The sequence below is a fragment of the Aureibaculum algae genome (assembly GCF_006065315.1).
GTDB classification, from domain to species: Bacteria; Bacteroidota; Bacteroidia; order Flavobacteriales; family Flavobacteriaceae; genus Aureibaculum; species Aureibaculum algae.
The window spans coordinates 4,548,487-4,568,510 of the sequence record NZ_CP040749.1 but is presented as its reverse complement, the minus strand read 5'-3'; the positions used below and the strand labels follow the sequence as shown (position 1 = coordinate 4,568,510).

The window sequence follows — 20,024 nt, the reverse complement described above, 5'->3', positions numbered from 1 at the left end:
AAGAAGTACTTGTTTTTAGTGGTCTAGGCCGTTTAAAAAATCGTCAATACTTTGTGCTTTTTTAACATCAAAGTCACCAATTTTTGTACGTCTTAATTTTGATAAATGTGCTCCAGAATTTAAGGCTAATCCAAAATCATAGGCCAAGGAACGAATATAAGTACCTTTGCTGCAAACTACTCTAAATTCAATTTCAGGTAGATCAATATTGGTGATTTCAAATTCAGGAATAGTTATATCACGTAATTTTATTTCTGTGGTTTCACCGGCTCTTGCTAATTCATAAAGCCGTTTTCCATCCTTTTTTAAGGCTGAAAATATAGGTGGTTTTTGTTGAATTTCACCTATAAATTGTTTTGTAGTATTATGGATAATTTCATTAGTTAGATGACTGAATTCAAAATGTTGATCAATTTCAGTTTCTAAATCGTATGATGGAGTAGTGGCACCTACTGTAAAAGTGCCTGTATATTCTTTTATTTGAGCTTGAAATTGGTCAATTTTTTTAGTGAATTTTCCAGTACAAAGAATAAGTAACCCGGTTGCTAAAGGGTCTAAAGTTCCTGCGTGACCTACTTTAATTTTCTTTAAATTAAACTGTTGTTTTATGGCCCATCTCAATTTGTTTACCACCTGAAAGGAGGTCCATTTTAAAGGTTTGTCTATAAGTAGAACTTGACCGTTTTTATAATCTTCTTCAGTCATTATTTAAAGAATAGAGCATAGCCAATAGCTATTAATCCGACAATTGTACAATAGATGGCGAAATAAGATAATTTACTTTTTTTAACTAAAGAAATCATCCATGTACAGGCGAATAATCCTGAAATAAAAGCCGCTATAAATCCAATTGTCATTTGTCCAATTTGAGCACTTTCAAAGTTTAAATCACCTCCCATAATATCTTTGGCTACTTTTCCAAAAATTAAAGGAACTACCATTAAAAAAGAAAATCGGGCAGCCTTGGTTCTGTCCACACCTAATAAGACAGAAGTCGATATTGTTGCACCTGATCTCGATATTCCTGGCAGCATAGCTATTGCTTGTGAAATTCCAATTATTAATGCGTTTGGAAATGTTACATCTTTTGTGGTGTTTTTTGCTCGATCAGCAAGTAATAATAAAATTGCTGTTACTATAAGCATACAACCGACTAACAGAATTTTTCCACCAAAAAATGATTCTAATTGTTCTTCAAATAACAATCCAACAATTACTGCTGGAATCATGGAAAGAATAATTTTTAATGAAAAAATCATTTCCTCATTCCATTTAAATTGAAACAACCCTTTTAAAATTTGAATAACTTCTGTTCTAAAGATGATTAGTGTACTTAAAGCCGTTGCAAAGTGCAAAATAACAGTAAATGTTAAGCTTTCTTCGGGGAGAGAGCTATCTCCAAATATTGCTTTAGTAAGTTCTAAATGCCCGCTTGAAGATACAGGTAAAAACTCCGTTAAACCTTGAATTAGGCCTAAGATAATAGCTTCTAAATAACTCATTACTATTTATTAGGATTTGCCAAAATGGCGTATATTTCTATAGCTAAACCAATAAGTACTAACGTTGGGGCCAATCTAATTCGTTGAAAGTTGTAAATTTCTTCATTAAAAACTGTAGGGTCATCACTCCCTCCACCAGCCATCAATATAAAGCCTAGTGCAATTACAATTAGACCAACTAGCATAATCATGTAATTCTTTTTCCCAAAAAGGAATTCATTCTCTGTTTTTTTGTGGATTTCTTTTTTACTCATTTTTTAATAGTATAATTGATCTGTTCGTAAATTTAAAAAACGCTGTGTTGCAAAAAAAGCACTTATCCATGATATTATTATGCCTAATAGAAAAATACTTCCAAATAAAATTGCTATCAATTCAGTGTTTTCTAAAAAGCCAAATTCTGGAAAATTAATATTTAAATAGTACATGGCTACAGCTAAAGCAATTAATGCTACCAATGCACCAAAAGCACCTAATTTTATACTGCTCCAAATAAAAGGTTTTCGAATAAAACGTTTCGTAGCTCCAACAAGTTGCATTGTTTTTATGGTAAATCTTTTTGAGTAAACGGATAAGCGTATCGAATTATTAATAAGTAACATTGCTATCAATACAAAAAGACTACTAAAAATTAATACCCACAAGCTAATACGTTTTATATTTTTTGTTAATAAACCGATTAAAGGTTTGTCATATGAAACTTCATTGACAATACTATTTTTTGCTAATTCATTTTCTATTTCACTCATTTTTTCTGGTGAAACAAAATCAGCTTTTAAATATAAATCAATTGCGTTTTTTAGAGGATTGTAGCCTAAAAATTCCATAAAATCTTCACCATTTTCTTCAGTTGCTATTTTCGCGGCCTCTTCTTTAGAGATGTACACGATAGATTTTGTGTATTCTTCGCTTTCTAAAAGCGTTTGAAGATTTTTAACCTTTTGAGCGTCTACTTCGTCATTAAGAAAAATGGTTATTGATGACTGTTCTTTAAAATAGTCAGAAATTTTCTTAGTATTGAGCACTAAAAGACCAAATAATCCTAATAAAAATAATACAAAAGCGATGCTCAGTATCACAGAAAAATAGGAAGATTTTAATCGTCTTTTTTGATATTTTTCAAAAGAAGTACTCATTGTCGTTTGTGCTAAAATTTGCGACGCAATATACTTATTTTTGCTTAATTTCTTGGCACAATTCAATTAAAACCCCATTGCTGCTTTTAGGATGTAAGAAAGCTACAAGTTTGTTGTCTGCACCTTTTTTTGGTTTATCGTTCAGGACGATGAAACCTTCTGTTTTTAACCTTTTTATTTCACTTTTAATATCATCAACGGCAAAAGCAATATGATGAATTCCCTCTCCTTTTTTCTCTAAAAACTTTGCGATTGGGCTTTCTGGTGATGTGGCGGCTAATAATTCAATTTTATTCGGGCCTGATTTAAAAAAAGAAGTAATGACTCCTTCAGAAGCTACTTCTTCAAGTTTATAGGCTGCTTTTCCAAAGAGTTTTTCAAACAGCGTGTTAGAGTTGTCTAAGTCTTTAACTGCAATGCCAATATGTTCAATTTTTTTCATTTGTCTAGGCGTTAAGTCTTATTAATATTAATTGTACTTCTTTCAAAAATAAACAATATTATTATTAAAATATCTGGTAAAATCAAAAGTTCAGTTTTATACCCTATTTTTGCATTATGGAAACAAATAGACAGAAAAAAATAGCCGGTGTTTTACAGAAAGATTTGGTTGATGTGTTACAACATGCAGCACAAGATGGCATGAAGGGCATAATAATATCAGTTACTAAGGTTAATGTTACTTCTGACTTGTCTGATGCTAAAGTATATTTAAGTATTTTTCCAACAGAAAAAGGTGCAGAATTATTAGAAGGCATTAAATCAAATACACCATTAATTAGACACGAGTTGGCTAAACGGACAAAAAATCAATTACGCCGGATGCCAGAATTGAGCTTCTATATAGATGATTCATTAGATTATATTGAAGGTATAGATAAATCACTAAAAGGTAATGTAGAAAACCCTATTAAGAATCCAGATATTTTATCAAAAAGGCAAAAAAGATAAATTGCAATTTCCTTTATACATAGCTAAGCGATATTTATTTTCTAAAAGTAGTAATAATGCAATAAATATAATTACCATTATAGCAGCTACTGGTGTTGTTGTGGGTACTATGGCATTATTTATTGTGTTGTCAGTTTTTTCGGGTTTAAAAGATTTTAGTTTAGATTTTATTAGAGTTTCTGATCCTGATCTAAAAATAAGTGCATCGGTAGGAAAGTCTTTCCTGTTTAATGACTCTATCGCAGGGGTTGTTAATGACAAAAAGATTAAGAGTTATAGTAAAGTAGTAGAAGAAAGAGCTTTTTTTAGTTATAACGAAAAGTCGCATATAGCGAGCATCAAAGGAGTTGATGATAAGTATTTGTCAGTAAATAATATAGATACAGCAATCTATGTTGGAGAATGGTTAGAGAAAGATATTGTTAATTCAGCGGTTATTGGTAACGGTGTCTCGGCAATTTTATCTTTGGGCACCTACGATTTTACTGAATCCTTAAAGGTTTCAGTGCCTAAGCCAGGTAAAGGTTATATAACGAATGCTAAAACAGCATTTAACAGTTTAAATTTGCAACCAACAGGTATATTTAGATTGACTGAAGAGTTGGATAAAAATTATGTTTTTGCTCAATTGTCAATCGTGCAAAGTTTATTAAATTATAAGCCAAATCAAATTTCTGCAATAGAATTAAAATTGGCAAACAATGTAAATAGACGAGAAGTAATTGACATTCTACAACAGAAATTAAGAAGTAAATATAAAATTGAAACCAGAGAACAACTCAATGCCGTTTTTCATAAAATGTTGAATACTGAAAATTTGGTTTCTTATTTAATTTTTACATTAATTTTAATTATTGCTTTGTTTAATGTTATTGGGGCCATTGTAATGATGATTTTAGACAAACGTGAAAATTTAAAGACGTTATTCAGCTTAGGGGCTAGTTTAAAAGAGATAAAAAAAATATTCATTTATCAAGGTTTTTTACTGTCGTTCTTCGGGTTAATATTAGGCTTATTTTTGGCTATCTCTTTTGTTTTACTGCAAAAGTACTTCGGGTTGATAATGATTAATTCGTCATTAGCATATCCTGTAGAATTCACTATTTTTAATGTTCTAATAGTATTTTTCACAATTTTAACCTTAGGGTTTTTAGCAGCCTTGATTGCTAGTTCTCGAATTTCTAAAAAAATTATTTCTTAGTTTAAAATTGTTATTTTCTTTTTGTTAGGAATGGGGCTTGTTAACGTCTATACCTAATATAAATTGTGTAACTTAGTAAGTTCAAATATTTTAATTATGATTATTCAGCAATCAGTAAATTTAAAAGAGAAATCTTTTCCATTACAACTACAGATAAGTTTTGAAAAGGTTTTTCAATTTTATCAAAAGTATTTGGATGATAAGGATCACCCTTTTTATAATTCGGCAAAGGAAATTGTTGGGCATTTGAGTAAGTATCCAGAATTGATTGATGGCTTTACGGATGAGTCTTTATTAACTAAGTATAAAGACCAAATTGATTTAGCACTAGATGGGTTGTTTCCAGAGATATTAACGAATAATGAAATAAAAGCAGCTAGTATTCCATTTTCATTTACAACTTTTAAGATATCAAATAGGTTCAAAAATATTATTAATAATTCTGGTGATGATTACCATTTCAGTATCAGAAATTTTCATGATAATGAGTTGTACATTCATGGTTGCGTCATGATTTTAGCTTATTGTTATGGATATAATATAGATTTAAAACGCCCTTTCTTTTATGATATACCTGATGTAAATACAGGAGTTACAAAACATTATAGAGTAGCCCTTAATGGTGATTTTGCTGATATTATTCCTACGGAAAATGCACCGAAAATTACAGAAGAAGATTTTAGGTTATTATTGGATAATTTCAATAACATAGAGGTTTGGAAAGAAAAGTTTCCTCCAAATAGTTATATATACAAAGGTTTTGGAATTATGAATCTTTTTGACGTAACTCAAGATGAGACATTATCTTCATTGTCTAATAGCTTATTAAGACAAGACCATAATCTTATTGGTGATTTACGAAAATATTTGCGTGAATTCTATAGTATAAAAGATTTGAAACTTGGGTTTTCAATATTTGACGCCGTAAACATTAAGTTGTGCGAAACCAATATTAAAAAGTCAGATAGTTTAATTCTTGAAGGTAAAACTGTTGTAAATTGTAAGGATTATTTTTGTGATGGAATAATGAATAACGTATTCATTAAGCACGAAATTGTAACAATTTCTGATGTTGAAAAATATGGAAAATCTACCAACCAAAATTCTTTTTATAAAGACCTTAAATCTAAAGGAATTCAAAGCATTATATTGATACCTATTAAGGCAACGGAAAATAATGATTTGGCTTTATTAGAAATTGCATCACCTAGGCCATATGAATTAAATTCTATTAATCAGAATAAGCTAAAAGACATAATTCCAATTTTTGAAGCTGCTGTAAAAAGAAATTCGGAAGAGCATCAAAATATTCTTGAAGCGACTATTCAAGAGCATTACACCTCAATTCATCCCACTGTAAAATGGCGTTTTTATCAAGCAGCTGAGAATTATTATGGAGATAAGTTTAAAGGGATAGAAAGTCCTAAATTAGATGATATTGTTTTTGATAATGTATTTCCATTATATGGGCAAGCTGATATAAAAGGGTCTTCTATTGCACGTAATGATGCCATAAAAAATGACTTATCAGTTCAGCTTAATCTAGCATCAAATGTTTTGAATAATGCTTGTGAAGTTGAAGAAATACCAATTTATGACGAGTTAATGTTTCGTGTTGAAGAGTATTTAATAGATGTTAAAAAAGGACTACATGCTGGAGATGAGATCGCAATACTTGATTTTTTAAAACGTGATATTTATCCGGTGTTTAATCATATTAAAGGAATTAATTCGGAGTTAGAAAAATCTGTTGATATTTACATGGATCGATTAGATGATAATTTACATGTAGTGTATGAGCAACGAAAAGCCTATGAAGAGAGTGTTACAATTTTAAATGAGAAACTAGCCGATTTTATAGACAAAAAGCAGGAAGAAGCTCAGGCAATGTTTCCCCATTATTTTGAAAGGTACAAAACTGATGGTGTAGAATATAACATGTATATAGGTCAATCATTGGTTCAAAATAAAGAGTATAATTCGTTATATTTATATAACATGCGTTTGTGGCAATTGCAGCTGATGTATGAAATGGAAAATCTTGCTTTTCAGTTGAAAGGCACGTTAGATCATGAACTTGAAATTGCCTCATTAATTTTGGTACATAGTAATTCTTTGGCCATTAAATTTAGGATGGATGAAAAGCAATTTGATGTTGATGGAGCTTATAATATTAGGTACGAAATTATTAAAAAACGTATTGATAAAGCGAATATAAAAGGTACTACTGAGCGTTTAACTACTCCAGGAAAAATAGCGATTGTTTACTCTCAAGATAAAGATGCTAGAGAGTATAAAAAATATATTAAATATTTACAATCAAAAAACTATTTAGGTAAATTAGAATATTTAGAATTGGAAGATTTACAAGGTGTTTCTGGCTTAAAAGCTCTCCGAGTTGAAGTTCTTTATAAAGAACAATTTAATGAGAAAACTACCATTACAATTGATCAATTAATTGAAGACATAAAAGCCTAATTATTTATGGATATTTTACAAAAAGTTGAGGCATATGTTGTAAGTCAACTAACTGAACATTTATCAAGTGTATATATTTATCACAATTTAAGTCATACCCAAAGAGTTGTAAGTTCTGTTAAAGAACTGGCCATAGGAGAGCAACTAACACCTGAACAAACGCAGATTGTTGAATTGGCGGCATGGTTTCATGATATTGGATTTATTAACGGATTTAAAGGACATGAAATTAATAGTTCAGAAATAGCAAAAGATTTTTTAGAGGGACACAATGTGTCGTCTCAAATTATTTCAAGTGTACAAAATTGCATTTTGGCTACAAATATGGAGTCAGAGCCTGAAAATATTTTGGAAAAAGTATTACTTGATGCCGATTGTGCTCATTTAGGAAATAGTGTGTTCTCGGAAGTTAATGAGTTGTTGCGAGAAGAATGGAACTTATCTAGCTCTAAGAAATTTACCGATTCTGAATGGATTGACGAGAATATTAATTTTTTTACTAAAAAGCATCATTATTATACAAATTATGCCCGAATTAATTGGCAAAAAATTAAAGATAAAAATTTATCTCGATTATATAAATCTAGAAAAAAAAATAAGCAGGCATTAGCGAAAGGTAAAATGAAAGCCGGTGAGTTTAAATTAAAAAAACGTAAAGCCGAAATTCCTGAACGTGGCATTGAAACCATGTTTAGAGTTACGCTTAGAAACCATATTAATCTGAGCAACATAGCTGATACAAAAGCCAATATATTATTGTCAGTAAATGCTATTATCATATCAATGGCGTTATCAAATTTAATTCCTAAGTTAGATAATCCGTCAAATCATTACTTAATTATACCAACTGCTATTTTTGTCTCATTTAGTTTAGTTTCTATGGGGTTATCAGTTTTAGCTACAAGACCTAATATTACGAGTGGTAAGTTTACCAAAAAGGATGTTGAAGATAAAAAAGTGAACTTGTTGTTTTTTGGTAATTTTCATAAAGTTAAATTGGAAGAATTTGAATGGGCTATGGGAGAAATGATGGAAGATAGAGACTATTTGTATTCATCAATGAAAAAAGATTTATACTTTCTGGGCTTGGTTTTACATAAGAAATATAAAATACTAAGGGTTACTTACACCATATTTTTGATTGGTATTATTATGTCAGTCATTGCTTTTGCGGTTGCATTCAGAACATCTGGTGTTACTATTTAAAAATAGAATAACAAACATATGAGGTATTATTACAAATTTGTATTGTTCTTTGTTGCTGTGTTTTTATTGAATGCGTGTGCTACTTATAAAACTCAAATTAAAAAAGGACTGGTAAATTCAACGTTTCCAGATAAAGAAATTCAGCATACTTTTTACTTAATTGGTGATGCCGGTAATTCTGAAATAGGAACTTCTTCTATTGCATTACAATCTTTTAAAAATGAAATTTCAAAAGCATCTAAAAATAGCACAGTTATTTTTTTAGGAGATAATATTTATCCTAAAGGAATGCCTAATGAAGAGGATAAGAATAGAGCTTTTGCAGAGCATCAATTGAATGTGCAAACAAGTGCAGTAGAAAATTTTAAGGGTAATACCATATTTATACCCGGCAACCACGATTGGTATTCGGGTATAAAAGGCCTAAAAAGGCAAGAGGATTATATTGAGGAAATTTTGGGAGATCAAACTTTTTTACCTGAAAATGGTTGTCCGATAGAAAAAGTTGATATTGATGAAAACACAGTGTTAATTGTTATAGATGGAGAATGGTATTTAACTGATTGGGATAAGCATCCCACAATTAACGATGATTGTGAAATAAGAACGCGGAATAAATTTTTTGAAGAGTTTGAAGGGTTAATTAAAAAATCTCAAGGTAAAACTACACTGGTAGCCATTCATAATCCAATGTTTAGTAACGGGCCACATGCTGGGCAATTTGATTTTAAATCAAATCTAAAACCATTACCTATTTTAGGAAGCTTAAAAAATTTAATTCGAAAAACAAGTGGAATTTCTCCTGCAGATACTCAAAATAAGAATTATAATTACCTTATAAAAAGAATTGTAACCTTAGCTCAAGAAAATGATAAAGTAATTTTTGTTTCTGGTCATGAGCATAACTTGCAATATCTAAAGAAGGATAATTTACCTCAAATTATTAGCGGTTCTGGCTCAAAAAATACAGCAACTCGTAATGTATCAGCAGAATTTACATCTAGTGATTCAGGTTATGCTATTTTAGACATTTTTAAAGATGGAGCTTCTTTTGTTCGCTTTTATTCGGCAAAAACAAATGAAATAATATTTCAAACTGAGGTTTTAGCCTCAGATAAATCGAATCAAGTAGAAGCTTATAACAAAGACTTTCCTGCCATCGTAAAAGCTTCCGTTTATACCGATGAAGAAGTTGAAAAGACTAAATTTTATAAAGGTATTTGGGGTAAAAGATACCGTAAGTATTATGGTGCAAAAGTAGCGGCTCCAACTGTTAATTTAGACACGCTGTTCGGAGGGGTTACGCCCATAAGAAAAGGGGGTGGACATCAATCTAAGTCACTTCGTTTAATAGATGGTGAAGGCAAACAATATGTTATGCGTGCTTTACGAAAAAGTGCCGAGGTGTATCTACAAGCTATGGCTTTTAAAGATCAGTATATTATTGGAGACTTTGAAGATACTTATACCGAAAGTTTATTGCAAGATTTTTATACAGGTTCACATCCTTATGCTCCTTTTACTACAGGAGAATTATCTGATGCTATTGATTTGTATCATACCAATCCTATATTGTATTATGTCCCAAAACAAAACGCATTGGGAGCTTTTAATACTGATTTTGGTAATGAGCTCTACATGATTGAAGAACATGTTGGCGATAGTCAGCAAAATCTTAAAAGTTTTGGATTTGCAAAAAAAATTGAGAGCACTGATGATTTGTTGAAAAAATTAAGAAAGGATGAAAAATATGTTGTTGATGATGTAACCTACCTAAGAGCTCGACTTTTTGATATGGTTATTGGCGACTGGGATAGGCATGTAGATCAATGGCGTTGGGCAGAATTTAAAGATAAAAAATCAGACAAAGTGGTTTTTAAACCAATACCCAGAGATAGAGATCAAACTTTTTCTATAATGGGAGATGGAGCCTTAATGCAAATAGCTACGCGAATTACACCCCCATTAAAACTAATGGAGGGTTTTTATGATAACATAAGAAATGTTAAGGGGTTTAATTCAAGTCCTTATTCTTTAGATATGATTATAATTAATCAGACGGATAAGGAACAATGGATAGAGCAGGCTGAATTTATTCAGAAAAACTTAACCGCTGAGGTAATAGATAGAGCATTAAATATGATGCCTAAAGAGGTTCAAGATGATACCGTTTTAGAGATCAAACGCGTTCTATTGTCAAGAATCAAAAGCCTAAATAAAACAGCTGATGAATACTATAAGATCATTAACAAATTTGCGGTAATAAGAGGGACTGATAAAGACGATTGGTTTGATATTGAACGGCTTCCAAATGGTTTAACAAAAGTAGTTGCCTATAGAATTAAAAATGGTAAAAAAGGTACTATTTTTCATGAAAGGGTGTATGATAAAAAAGATACTAAAGAAATATGGATTTATGGACTTGACGACGATGATGTGTTCAAAACCTTCGGTGAAGGCAACAATCTTATAAAAATTAGAATTATTGGCGGTCAGAATAATGACACCTATAATGTAGAAAATGGTAAAAGAGTTAAGCTTTATGATTATAAGTCAAAGAAAAATGAATTCTTAACGAATAAAGGAAGTGTTAAGTTAACGGATGATTACGAAACAAATGTTTATGATTATACGAAGCTTAAAAATAATATAAATCAATTTATACCAACCGTTGGTTTTAATCCTGATGATGGGGTCAAGATAGGTGCCTCAAATACATATACAACATATGGTTTTGAACGCAATCCTTTTACCGCTCAGCACATCCTTTCGGGAGCTTATTATTTTGCGACTAATGGATTTGAAATAGGGTATCATGGCGAGTTTTCAAATGTTATAGGAGCATGGAATTTAGGTTTGGATGCTAAAATGACAAGCCCAAATTATAGTATTAATTTCTTCGATTTTGGTAATGAAACCAGTAATCCGAATGCACTAGATGAAGATAATTTTGATATGGATTTTAACCGTGTTAAAATAAGTAGCCTTGCATTTAAACCTTCATTGGTGAAAATAGGTACCTATGGAACTCGATTTAAAGTTGGGGCAAGTTATGAGTCTATAGAAGTTGAAGAGACTTCAGATCGATTTATAAATATATTTTACAACCAGAATCAAATTGAAAACAGCATTCAATTTGTAGGTGTAAATGCTGAATTTAGTTATGAAAATCAGGACAATAAGGCTTTTCCTACCTTAGGAATGAAGACCCGATTAGAAGTTGGGTATAAGGCGAATATAGATGAATCTAACGGGTTTAGTTATATTACTCCATCCATCGGTTTTGATTATAAATTGGTGCCTTCAGGTCAATTGGTGCTGGCAACTAAAATTAAAGGAAATGTTATTTTTGGAGATAATTTTGAGTTTTATCAAGCAGTGTCACTTGGAGCAAGTGACGGATTACGTGGTTATAGAAACCAACGTTTTACAGGGAAATCTTCATTTTATCAAAGTACAGATTTACGATTAAATTTAACGAAGTTAAAAACAGTTATTTTACCCTTGCATATAGGGGTTTACGGAGGTTTAGATTATGGTAGGGTTTGGTTAGATGGTGAAGATTCTGATAAATGGCACAATTCTTATGGGGGAGGAATTTTTGCAAATGCTGCTGACGTAATGACTTTTCAAATTTCAGTATTTAATGCAGATGAGGGAGCTCGTTTTTCATTCGGTTTAGGTTTCGGGTTTTAGGTATAATTTTTATTGAATAGATTCGTTTTAGTATCTTATTTCATCATAAAATGAAAAAGCTAATTGTCATTCTTTTTTTCGCTCTCTGTTTTCAAAATTCATTTTCACAAAGTAAAACTGTTCAGACTACTGGAGATGTATTAGTTTATGCGATGCCTGTTATAGCATTTAGTTCAACTGTTTTTAAGAAAGATTATAAAGGTACTTGGCAATTTACTAAAGGTGCCGTGCTAAATTTAGTATTGACATATGGATTGAAGCAGGTTGTTTCAAAACAACGGCCAAATATGGAAAATGCAAATTCTTTTCCTTCAGGTCATACTTCAATAACTTTTCAAAGTGCAGCTTTTATGCAGCGTAGGTACGGATGGAAATATGGAATTCCGGCTTATTTATTGGCAGGATATACTGGATTCACAAGAATTCAATCGGATAATCATGATTTCTATGATGTTTTGGCAGGAGCCATTGTTGGAATTGGAAGTACTTATCTTTTTACTACACCTTATCAGCAAGAGCACATGGAACTTGGCTTTAGCGGAAATAAAGATGAAGTTTTAATTGGATTTAAATTTAAATTTTGACATCAATTTAAAAATTTTATAATATTTTTTTAAATTAACTAATGTTTAACGAAGTAAATTACTTATATTGGGCGAAACGATGTACATTGTCGCCAACAAAGATAAGTTTAATTTTGAAAAGATAAAGTAAGAGTATTATGGGTAGACCTGCAACAAAACCAAAGAAGTTAAGAGATGGTTATTATATAGAAATAAAAAATAAAAATCAAAAATCGGGAGGGATTAAAATACACCGAGAAAATATAAAAGAGTTAGTAATAGCAATTCAAGAGTACGAAAAAACCAAAGTTGTAACTGTTTTAGGTAAACTTGAAAATGGTAAGATGAAGGACATTGATCTTGCTTTACTAGCATAAAGTAATTATTTCCTTATATATTTTAAAGGCTATCATTCATAAGCGAAAACGTTTATGAATGATAGCCTTTTGTTTTTCTGATAATCCTATTGAATTGATGATAATCTCTTAAGAAAACTGATAATCACCAAATTGATGAATCACTTCATCAAAGATCTTAAAAACACCTTCTGAATCATCAGTAGTAACCATTTTTAAGCGGTATTCTTTAAAGTGAGGAATACCTTTAAAATAGTTTGTGTAATGACGTCTTGTTTCTACAATACCTAAGCGTTCACCTTTCCAATCGATAGCCATTTGTAAATGTCTTCGGGCTATATCTACGCGATCTGCAATAGTTGGAGCTGGTAAATGTTCTCCAGTATTAAAAAAGTGCTTCACTTCTTTAAAGAACCAAGGATAACCAATAGTTGCTCTACCAATCATAGCACCGTCTAACCCATATTGGTCACGCATTTCCATGGCTTTTTCAGGTGAGTTTATATCTCCATTTCCAAAAACGGGAATGTGCATTCTCGAGTTGTTTTTTACTTCTGCAATCGGTTTCCAATCGGCATCGCCTTTATACATTTGGGCACGCGTTCTACCGTGAATTGAAATTGCTTTACAGCCAACATCTTGCAAGCGTTCTGCGACTTCAACTATTTTGATGGAATTGTGATCCCAACCGAGTCTTGTTTTAACGGTAATTGGTAGGTGCGTTCTTTTAACCATAGCTTCAGTCAGCTTTACCATTAAATCAATATCCTTTAAAATACCTGCACCTGCACCTTTACTTACTACCTTTTTTACCGGACAACCAAAGTTGATATCAATAATATCAGGATTCGATTTCTCAACAATATCAATAGTCTGTAACATGCTTTCCAAATTTGCTCCAAAAATTTGAATACCAACAGGACGTTCTTTTTCGTAAATATCCAACTTCATCATACTTTTTGCTGCATCACGAATCAAACCTTCACTAGAAATAAATTCAGTATATACAACATCTGCACCTTGTTCTTTGCATAATGCACGGAATGGTGGGTCGCTTACATCCTCCATAGGAGCCAGTAGTAATGGGAAGTCGGGAAGTTCTATGTTGTCTATTTTAACCAAATGTTATTTTTGTGCAAAAATACATTTTTTCTAAGTAACTAGAATTCTAATCTTTTAACAGCTGTAGATCTAAATACCCAAAGTCCATAAAAACCTAAAAGTAACTCGGCAACGGTACCAAAAACGTAAGCAAAAGTAGGTGTACCATCCATAAGAATACTAATAAGCCTTCCGAAACCTAACCCTAGCATAAATATTATATTAGTGATGATGGCTGTTTTTAAATAGGCTTCTTTAAATGTTCCAAGAATCCATATTATTGAAAATCCCAAATACAATCCCATAATGGCTTTAAATTGACTGTGCTCATCAATAGTTTGTAAATGAATGTCAAAATTTAAGTTGGGTTGAAATCCGTAAATAAATGCAACAGGAACAACAATGCATACAGAAATGATCAAATGAATCTTATTGATAAAATCATTCTTGGTTTTAAACATGTCGTTGTGCTTTGAGTGAAAAGACCTCATAGATTCAACGCTTTTAAGTCAGAATCTGTGAGGTCTACTCATTTGTAATGTAAATTTTTAGTTTTCCCTGATACTAAGGTGCTGTGTAATAAAGTCTTGATTCTTATTAATTATTTAACTTAAAAAGTAACTGGCTTTTCAATAGTTTTTCCGTTTCTTTCAATCTTCACAGTTGTGGTGTCACCTGCATTAAACTTTGACAATGCTTTCATATATCCCATCATATCAGTAATTGGGTTATCACCTAATTGGATAACAACATCGCCTTTATGTAAACCAGCTTTTTGTGCAGGTTTTTCTTCGCTAACTCCATCAATTCGCATTCCCTTACCATTAAACATATAGTCAGGTACAACACCTAACGTTACTTTAAAACGCGGAGCTTCATCACTTTCATTTTTAGTTTTTCTAAAAGGTAATTTACCATTATCATCAAGATCAGTAATAATGTTGAAAATATAATTAGATATAGTTTCCATACCTTTATAATTCAATTTGTCTGAATCGTCAGCAGGTTTATGATAGTCTTCATGTTGACCGGTAAAGAAGTGTAAAACGGGTATGTCATTTAAATAGAATGATGTGTGATCAGATGGGCCAACGCCAGACTCTTTAATAATCAGTTTGAAGTTATCGTTGTAAGCATTTACAATATGCTTAAAAATGGGTGAAGTACCAACACCATAAATAGCTAATGCATTATCTTCTTTTAAACGGCCAACCATATCCATATTAATCATGTAATTGGCGGAGTCAAGATTTATGGTAGCATTTTTAACAAAATAATTGGAACCTAATAATCCCATTTCTTCACCGGAAAAAGTCATGATTAAATAGTTGTTTCCTGTATTGGTTTTGGTTAATTTTTCGGCTAAGTTTAGTAAAGTAGCTACACCACTGGCGTTATCATCGGCACCGTTGTGTATTAATTTTTCTTTACCTCTATACAAAGAGCCCTCTTGACCATAACCTAAATGATCGTGATGAGCACCAATAATAATGGTCTGCTTTGCATTGTTATTGATGTATCCCAAAATGTTTCTTCCTGTAATGGCTTTGTTACTTGTCGTGTCTGAGAAATTAACTTTTCCGTGAGGATGCGTTTTAGGCGTAAAAGTAAAGTCTTGGAAATAGCCATTATTTCCTTTAGGTTCTAAGCCCATTTCTTTAAATCGCATAGCAATATATTCGGTAGCTAGTTTTTCACCTTCTGAGCCAGTTGCTCTGCCTTCAAGTTTGTCGTCTGCAAGATAAACAACGTCTTTATGAATTTGAGATTCTGTTTGTGCAGTGGTTTTGCAAACAAAAAGCAAAGTAAAAAAAGCAAAAATTAATATCCGATTCATCATAATAGTATTATTTTTGGTAAAATTAGGCAATAATTGCCATTTATTATAGCAATTATTTAATGGTATTTGAAAAAATCATAGTTTTAATTATTTGAAATTATGATTATTAGAATGTTATTTTAATTTAAGAAAAACACTAAATATAAACATATGAAATATATAGTTACGATAGTACTTACACTCGTTTTATTGTCATGCAAAACGCAAAACACATCTCAAGCAGTTGTAAAGAAAACAACAAAAACAGCACCTGTATATGTTAATTCTGAAGGACATTCTCTTGTGTTTCCAGAAGAAAAACATTTTAAATCTCTTCGTCAAGTAACTTTTGGAGGTGATAATGCGGAAGCGTATTGGAGTTTTGATGATAAACAACTTGTTTTTCAATCTAATCATAAGAAATGGGGTGTTGAATGTGATCAAATGTTTTTAATGGACGCTGATGAAACGTTAGATAGTTTAGTTGCACCTCCGTTATTAAGTACAGGAAAAGGGCGTACTACGTGTGCTTATTTTTTGCCGGATAATAAAAGTATTGTTTATGCCTCTACACATTTAGGAGGTGAAGAATGCCCTGATGCTCCTTTGCGTAAGGAAGGGAAATATGTGTGGCCAATTTATGATACCTATGATATTTTTGTGACCGATTTAGAAGGTAATATAACGAAACAATTAACTACTGAAAAAGGGTATGATGCCGAAGCTACAGTTTCTCCTAAAGGCGATAAAATTGTATTTACTTCAGATAGAAGTGGCGATTTGGAATTGTATACTATGAATATTGATGGTTCAGATGTAAAACAGATTACAGATCAATTGGGGTATGATGGAGGAGCTTTCTTTTCACCTGATGGAACAAAACTTATTTTCCGTTCTTCTAGACCTAAAACAGAAAAAGATATAAAAGAATATAAAGACTTATTGGCAGATGGTTTGGTTATGCCTACAGAAATGGAATTGTATATCTGTAATGCCGATGGTTCTGAGTTACGTCAATTAACTAATTTAGGTAATGCGAACTGGAGCCCATTTTTTCACCCTTCAGGTGAGAAAATTTTGTTTTCTTCAAACTTTGAGGCAGAACGAGGTTTCCCTTTTAATTTATATATGATTGACCTTGACGGGAAAAACCTAACAAGAATTACACATGGAGAAACATTTGATGCGTTTCCAGTTTTTTCAAATGATGGTACAAAACTAATTTTTTCTTCTAATAGAAATAATGGAGGTGGTAGAGATACCAACTTGTTTATTGCAGAATGGCAAGACTAGAAGGATTGACAATCTGAAATATAAAAAGTAAGATACCAACTTGTTTATTGCAGAATGGCAAGACTGAAGGGATTGATAATCTGAAATATAAAAAGTAAGATACCAACTTGTTTATTGCAGAATGGCAAGATTGAAAGGATTGACAATCTGAAATATAAAAAGAAAGATACCAACTTGTTTATTGCAGAATGGCAAGATTGAAAGGATTGACAATCTGAAATATAAAAAGAAAGATACCAACTTGTTTATTGCAGAATGGCAAGACTGAAAATATTGATTTTTTTGAGATATAAAATGTATTGTGTTTTATTCTTAAAAAAAGTTGTTAAAAAATCAGGAATTTTACGCCTATTATTATGATTAGGGATAAGAGCATAATTATGATAATGTTTTTAATCAATTCTGCTCTTTCTTCTTGTTTAATTTTATTCCTGATATTCTTTAATTGTTCTGGTGTTGCTTTTCTTTTCAATAATTCACCAAATTCACCTTTCAATCCTTTTAAGGGCATACTTCGTCTATCAAAGTGAATTAACTCTTTTTTTCTTGAGTTATTTCTCAGTGAGATTATCATTGATTGAACTATTCCGAAACTCATAAACTAATTTTTAAGATGATCATGTATTGTTCACTGGAGGAATAAGGATTTGATTAAATGTAATGGTTAAGATAATAATAATCAATTTATCAAACAAATTTTAAATTTTATCCACTAGCATGCAAAATTTGTATGTAATAGAAATATTCTTGTTAATATCTGTTTAATTATTTTCTACTTTATAGGCTTACCCTAAAAGAACGCTATCTTTGCATTATGCAACCGAAATTACTTTTAGTAACGCCACCGTTTACTCAGCTAAATACTGCGTATCCGGCAACTGCCTATCTCAAGGGGTTTTTGGAGAAACATAAGGTGTCTGTTGAGCACTGTGATTTAAGCATTGAGCTCTTTACAGCTATTTTTACTAGTGATTTTTTACGTTCTATTTTTCAGGAAGCTGACGATTTGGAGAATTATCATTATCCCGAGCTTAGTAAAAGGAAAGAGCACTATATTTCTCGAGTTGATGTAGTTCTTAAATTTCTTCAGCAACAGGATATTGAAACTGCATATAAAATCTTAGAAGCTGGTTTTTTACCATCAGGGCATAGGTTAATGAAGGTGAATACTGAAATAAAATGGGAAGTTGGAGCAATCGGTATAATAGATAAAGCAAAACATTTTGGTACACTTTTTATTGAAGAAATAGGAGACTTTATTCATGCGAACGTAGATGAGTTTTTTGCATTTACGAAATATGCCGAGCAAATTGGAACGTCAGCAAGCAGTTTTAATCAATTAGATGATTTTTTGCAATATCAGCCTACGCTTATTGAAGATGAAATGATGAATATTTTGGAAGAGCAAATAAAAAAGCATGATCCTAATCTAATCTGTTTTACAATTCCTTTTCCTGGAAATTTATTTGCGGCTCTCCGTTGTTCTCAGTTTATTAAACAGTTTTTTCCGGACATTTATGTTGCTTTTGGCGGAGGATATTGTAACACAGAGCTCCGTTCATTAGAAGATGCTAGAATTTTTCAATTTATAGATTTTATCTCATTAGATGACGGTGAAGGTCCCTTGCTAAAGTTGGTTAATTACCTTGAAGGCAAAAGTGATATAAACGAATTGGAAAGAACGTTTGTGTTAGAAAAGAATCAAGTTGTTTATAAGAATAAAATTCCTAATACTATTTACCATCATAAAAATTTACCCGCACCTAATTACTCAGGATTGCCGTTTGATAAATATGTTTCTTTTTTAGATGTAGTAAACCCGATGCATCGGATGTGGACAGATGCGAGATGGAATAAGCTGACCATTTCTCATGGATGTTATTGGAAACAGTGTTCGTTTTGTGATGTAAACTTAGATTATATTGGTAATTATCAAAACACAACAGCAATTGATTTAGTAGATAAAATTGAAAAAATAATTAAGGACACAGGTATTACAGGTTTTCATTTTGTTGATGAAGCAGCTCCACCTAAAATGTTACGGGCTCTATCAATGAAACTGATAGAAAGAAACCTAAACATTACTTGGTGGACAAACATTCGTTTTGAAAAGACATTTGATGCTGAGTTATGCCAATTAATGGCGAAATCGGGTTGTATTGCTGTAACTGGTGGGTTAGAAGTGGCTTCAGATAGGTTGTTGGTTAAGATGAAAAAGGGAGTTGATATCGCACAAGTTACGAGAGTTACTCATAATTTTTCAGAACAAAATATTATGGTTCATGCCTATCTTATGTATGGATTTCCAACTCAAAATGAGCAAGAAACTATTGATTCATTGGAAGTTGTGCGACAATTGTTTGAGAAAAATTGTATTCAGTCTGCATTTTGGCACCAATTTACTACCACTATACATAGTCCTATTGGTCAAAACCCGGAACAATTTGGAATAAAAATAACAGGACCTGTTTTTGAAGGATTTGCTCAAAATGATTTATATCATCAAGATCCAGAAGGAACTGATCACCCTAAATATACAAAGGGATTAAATCTTGCATTAAATAGTTATTTAAATAAGACAGGGTTTAAAGAAGATTTACAAACTTGGTTTGATTTTCCTATTCTTAAAACCAGTCACCCCAAAGACTTAATTAAAAGTTTTTTATTAAAAAGTAGCACTTTAAAACACGTCTAGTTACTTGATTAAAAGGAAGGTGTTTTG

General features: G+C 31.6%; 18 protein-coding genes. 9 read left to right on the top strand and 9 right to left on the bottom strand.

Going from position 1 to position 20,024, the window contains the following annotated elements; translation table 11 throughout:
• Positions 1 to 15: 15 nt before the first annotated feature.
• From truB to mce, 5 genes are read right to left on the bottom strand one after another with little or no spacing between them, the layout of a single operon-like run.
• Positions 16 to 705 (bottom strand): tRNA pseudouridine(55) synthase TruB, encoded by a 690-nt coding sequence (gene truB / locus FF125_RS19365; protein WP_138951560.1) that lies wholly within the window; start codon positions 703 to 705, stop codon positions 16 to 18.
• A complete protein-coding gene (locus FF125_RS19360) occupies positions 705 to 1,502 on the bottom strand; it encodes an undecaprenyl-diphosphate phosphatase (RefSeq protein ID WP_138951558.1) in 798 nt (265 codons plus the stop codon). Before FF125_RS19360 ends, truB begins: the two co-directional genes overlap by 1 nt.
• 2 nt (positions 1,503 to 1,504) lie before the next feature.
• Positions 1,505 to 1,756, bottom strand: coding sequence for a DUF3098 domain-containing protein (locus tag FF125_RS19355; RefSeq protein WP_138951556.1), 252 nt, complete (start codon positions 1,754 to 1,756; stop codon positions 1,505 to 1,507).
• A gap of 3 nt (positions 1,757 to 1,759) precedes the next feature.
• A complete protein-coding gene (locus tag FF125_RS19350; protein WP_138951554.1) occupies positions 1,760 to 2,638 on the bottom strand; it encodes a cell division protein FtsX in 879 nt (292 codons plus the stop codon).
• 34 nt (positions 2,639 to 2,672) lie between these two features.
• On the bottom strand, positions 2,673 to 3,080 hold the full coding sequence (gene mce, locus FF125_RS19345) for a methylmalonyl-CoA epimerase (protein ID WP_138951552.1): 408 nt from the start codon (positions 3,078 to 3,080) through the stop codon (positions 2,673 to 2,675).
• 116 nt (positions 3,081 to 3,196) lie between these two features.
• Here mce and rbfA point away from each other — a divergent pair, with 116 nt between their 5' ends.
• From rbfA to FF125_RS19310, 7 genes are all read left to right on the top strand, one after another.
• Complete coding sequence (gene rbfA / locus FF125_RS19340) at positions 3,197 to 3,589, top strand: 30S ribosome-binding factor RbfA (RefSeq protein WP_138951550.1); 393 nt, start codon at positions 3,197 to 3,199, stop codon at positions 3,587 to 3,589.
• Between the two features lies 1 nt (position 3,590).
• A complete protein-coding gene (locus FF125_RS19335; protein ID WP_138951548.1) occupies positions 3,591 to 4,790 on the top strand; it encodes an ABC transporter permease in 1,200 nt (399 codons plus the stop codon).
• A gap of 96 nt (positions 4,791 to 4,886) precedes the next feature.
• The gene (locus FF125_RS19330) at positions 4,887 to 7,268 is read left to right on the top strand and encodes a GAF domain-containing protein (protein ID WP_138951547.1); all 2,382 of its coding nucleotides are present in this window, start codon (positions 4,887 to 4,889) and stop codon (positions 7,266 to 7,268) included.
• Positions 7,269 to 7,274: 6 nt separating this feature from the next.
• A complete protein-coding gene (locus FF125_RS19325; protein WP_138951545.1) occupies positions 7,275 to 8,474 on the top strand; it encodes a Pycsar system effector family protein in 1,200 nt (399 codons plus the stop codon).
• A gap of 18 nt (positions 8,475 to 8,492) precedes the next feature.
• A complete protein-coding gene (locus FF125_RS19320; RefSeq protein ID WP_138951543.1) occupies positions 8,493 to 12,170 on the top strand; it encodes a metallophosphoesterase in 3,678 nt (1,225 codons plus the stop codon).
• 50 nt (positions 12,171 to 12,220) lie between these two features.
• On the top strand, positions 12,221 to 12,754 hold the full coding sequence (locus FF125_RS19315) for a phosphatase PAP2 family protein (protein WP_138951542.1): 534 nt from the start codon (positions 12,221 to 12,223) through the stop codon (positions 12,752 to 12,754).
• Between the two features lie 137 nt (positions 12,755 to 12,891).
• The gene (locus FF125_RS19310; RefSeq protein WP_117879703.1) at positions 12,892 to 13,110 is read left to right on the top strand and encodes a hypothetical protein; all 219 of its coding nucleotides are present in this window, start codon (positions 12,892 to 12,894) and stop codon (positions 13,108 to 13,110) included.
• 108 nt (positions 13,111 to 13,218) lie between these two features.
• On the opposite strand, the gene dusB is transcribed toward FF125_RS19310, so the two are convergent.
• From dusB to FF125_RS19295, 3 genes are all read right to left on the bottom strand, one after another.
• Positions 13,219 to 14,211, bottom strand: coding sequence for a tRNA dihydrouridine synthase DusB (gene dusB / locus FF125_RS19305; protein WP_138951540.1), 993 nt, complete (start codon positions 14,209 to 14,211; stop codon positions 13,219 to 13,221).
• Between the two features lie 38 nt (positions 14,212 to 14,249).
• Positions 14,250 to 14,651, bottom strand: a complete 402-nt coding sequence (locus FF125_RS19300) for a DUF4345 domain-containing protein (protein ID WP_138951538.1) — start codon at positions 14,649 to 14,651, stop codon at positions 14,250 to 14,252.
• A 149-nt stretch (positions 14,652 to 14,800) separates the two neighbouring features.
• On the bottom strand, positions 14,801 to 16,027 hold the full coding sequence (locus FF125_RS19295) for a M28 family peptidase (RefSeq protein ID WP_138952633.1): 1,227 nt from the start codon (positions 16,025 to 16,027) through the stop codon (positions 14,801 to 14,803).
• 153 nt (positions 16,028 to 16,180) lie between these two features.
• On the opposite strand from FF125_RS19295, the gene FF125_RS19290 reads away from it, so the two are divergent.
• A complete protein-coding gene (locus FF125_RS19290) occupies positions 16,181 to 17,302 on the top strand; it encodes a TolB family protein (RefSeq protein WP_138951536.1) in 1,122 nt (373 codons plus the stop codon).
• A gap of 325 nt (positions 17,303 to 17,627) precedes the next feature.
• On the opposite strand, the gene FF125_RS19285 is transcribed toward FF125_RS19290, so the two are convergent.
• Complete coding sequence (locus FF125_RS19285) at positions 17,628 to 17,900, bottom strand: hypothetical protein (protein ID WP_138951534.1); 273 nt, start codon at positions 17,898 to 17,900, stop codon at positions 17,628 to 17,630.
• Positions 17,901 to 18,116: 216 nt separating this feature from the next.
• On the opposite strand from FF125_RS19285, the gene FF125_RS19280 reads away from it, so the two are divergent.
• Positions 18,117 to 19,997, top strand: coding sequence for a B12-binding domain-containing radical SAM protein (locus FF125_RS19280; protein WP_138951533.1), 1,881 nt, complete (start codon positions 18,117 to 18,119; stop codon positions 19,995 to 19,997).
• The last annotated feature ends 27 nt before the right edge of the window (positions 19,998 to 20,024 follow it).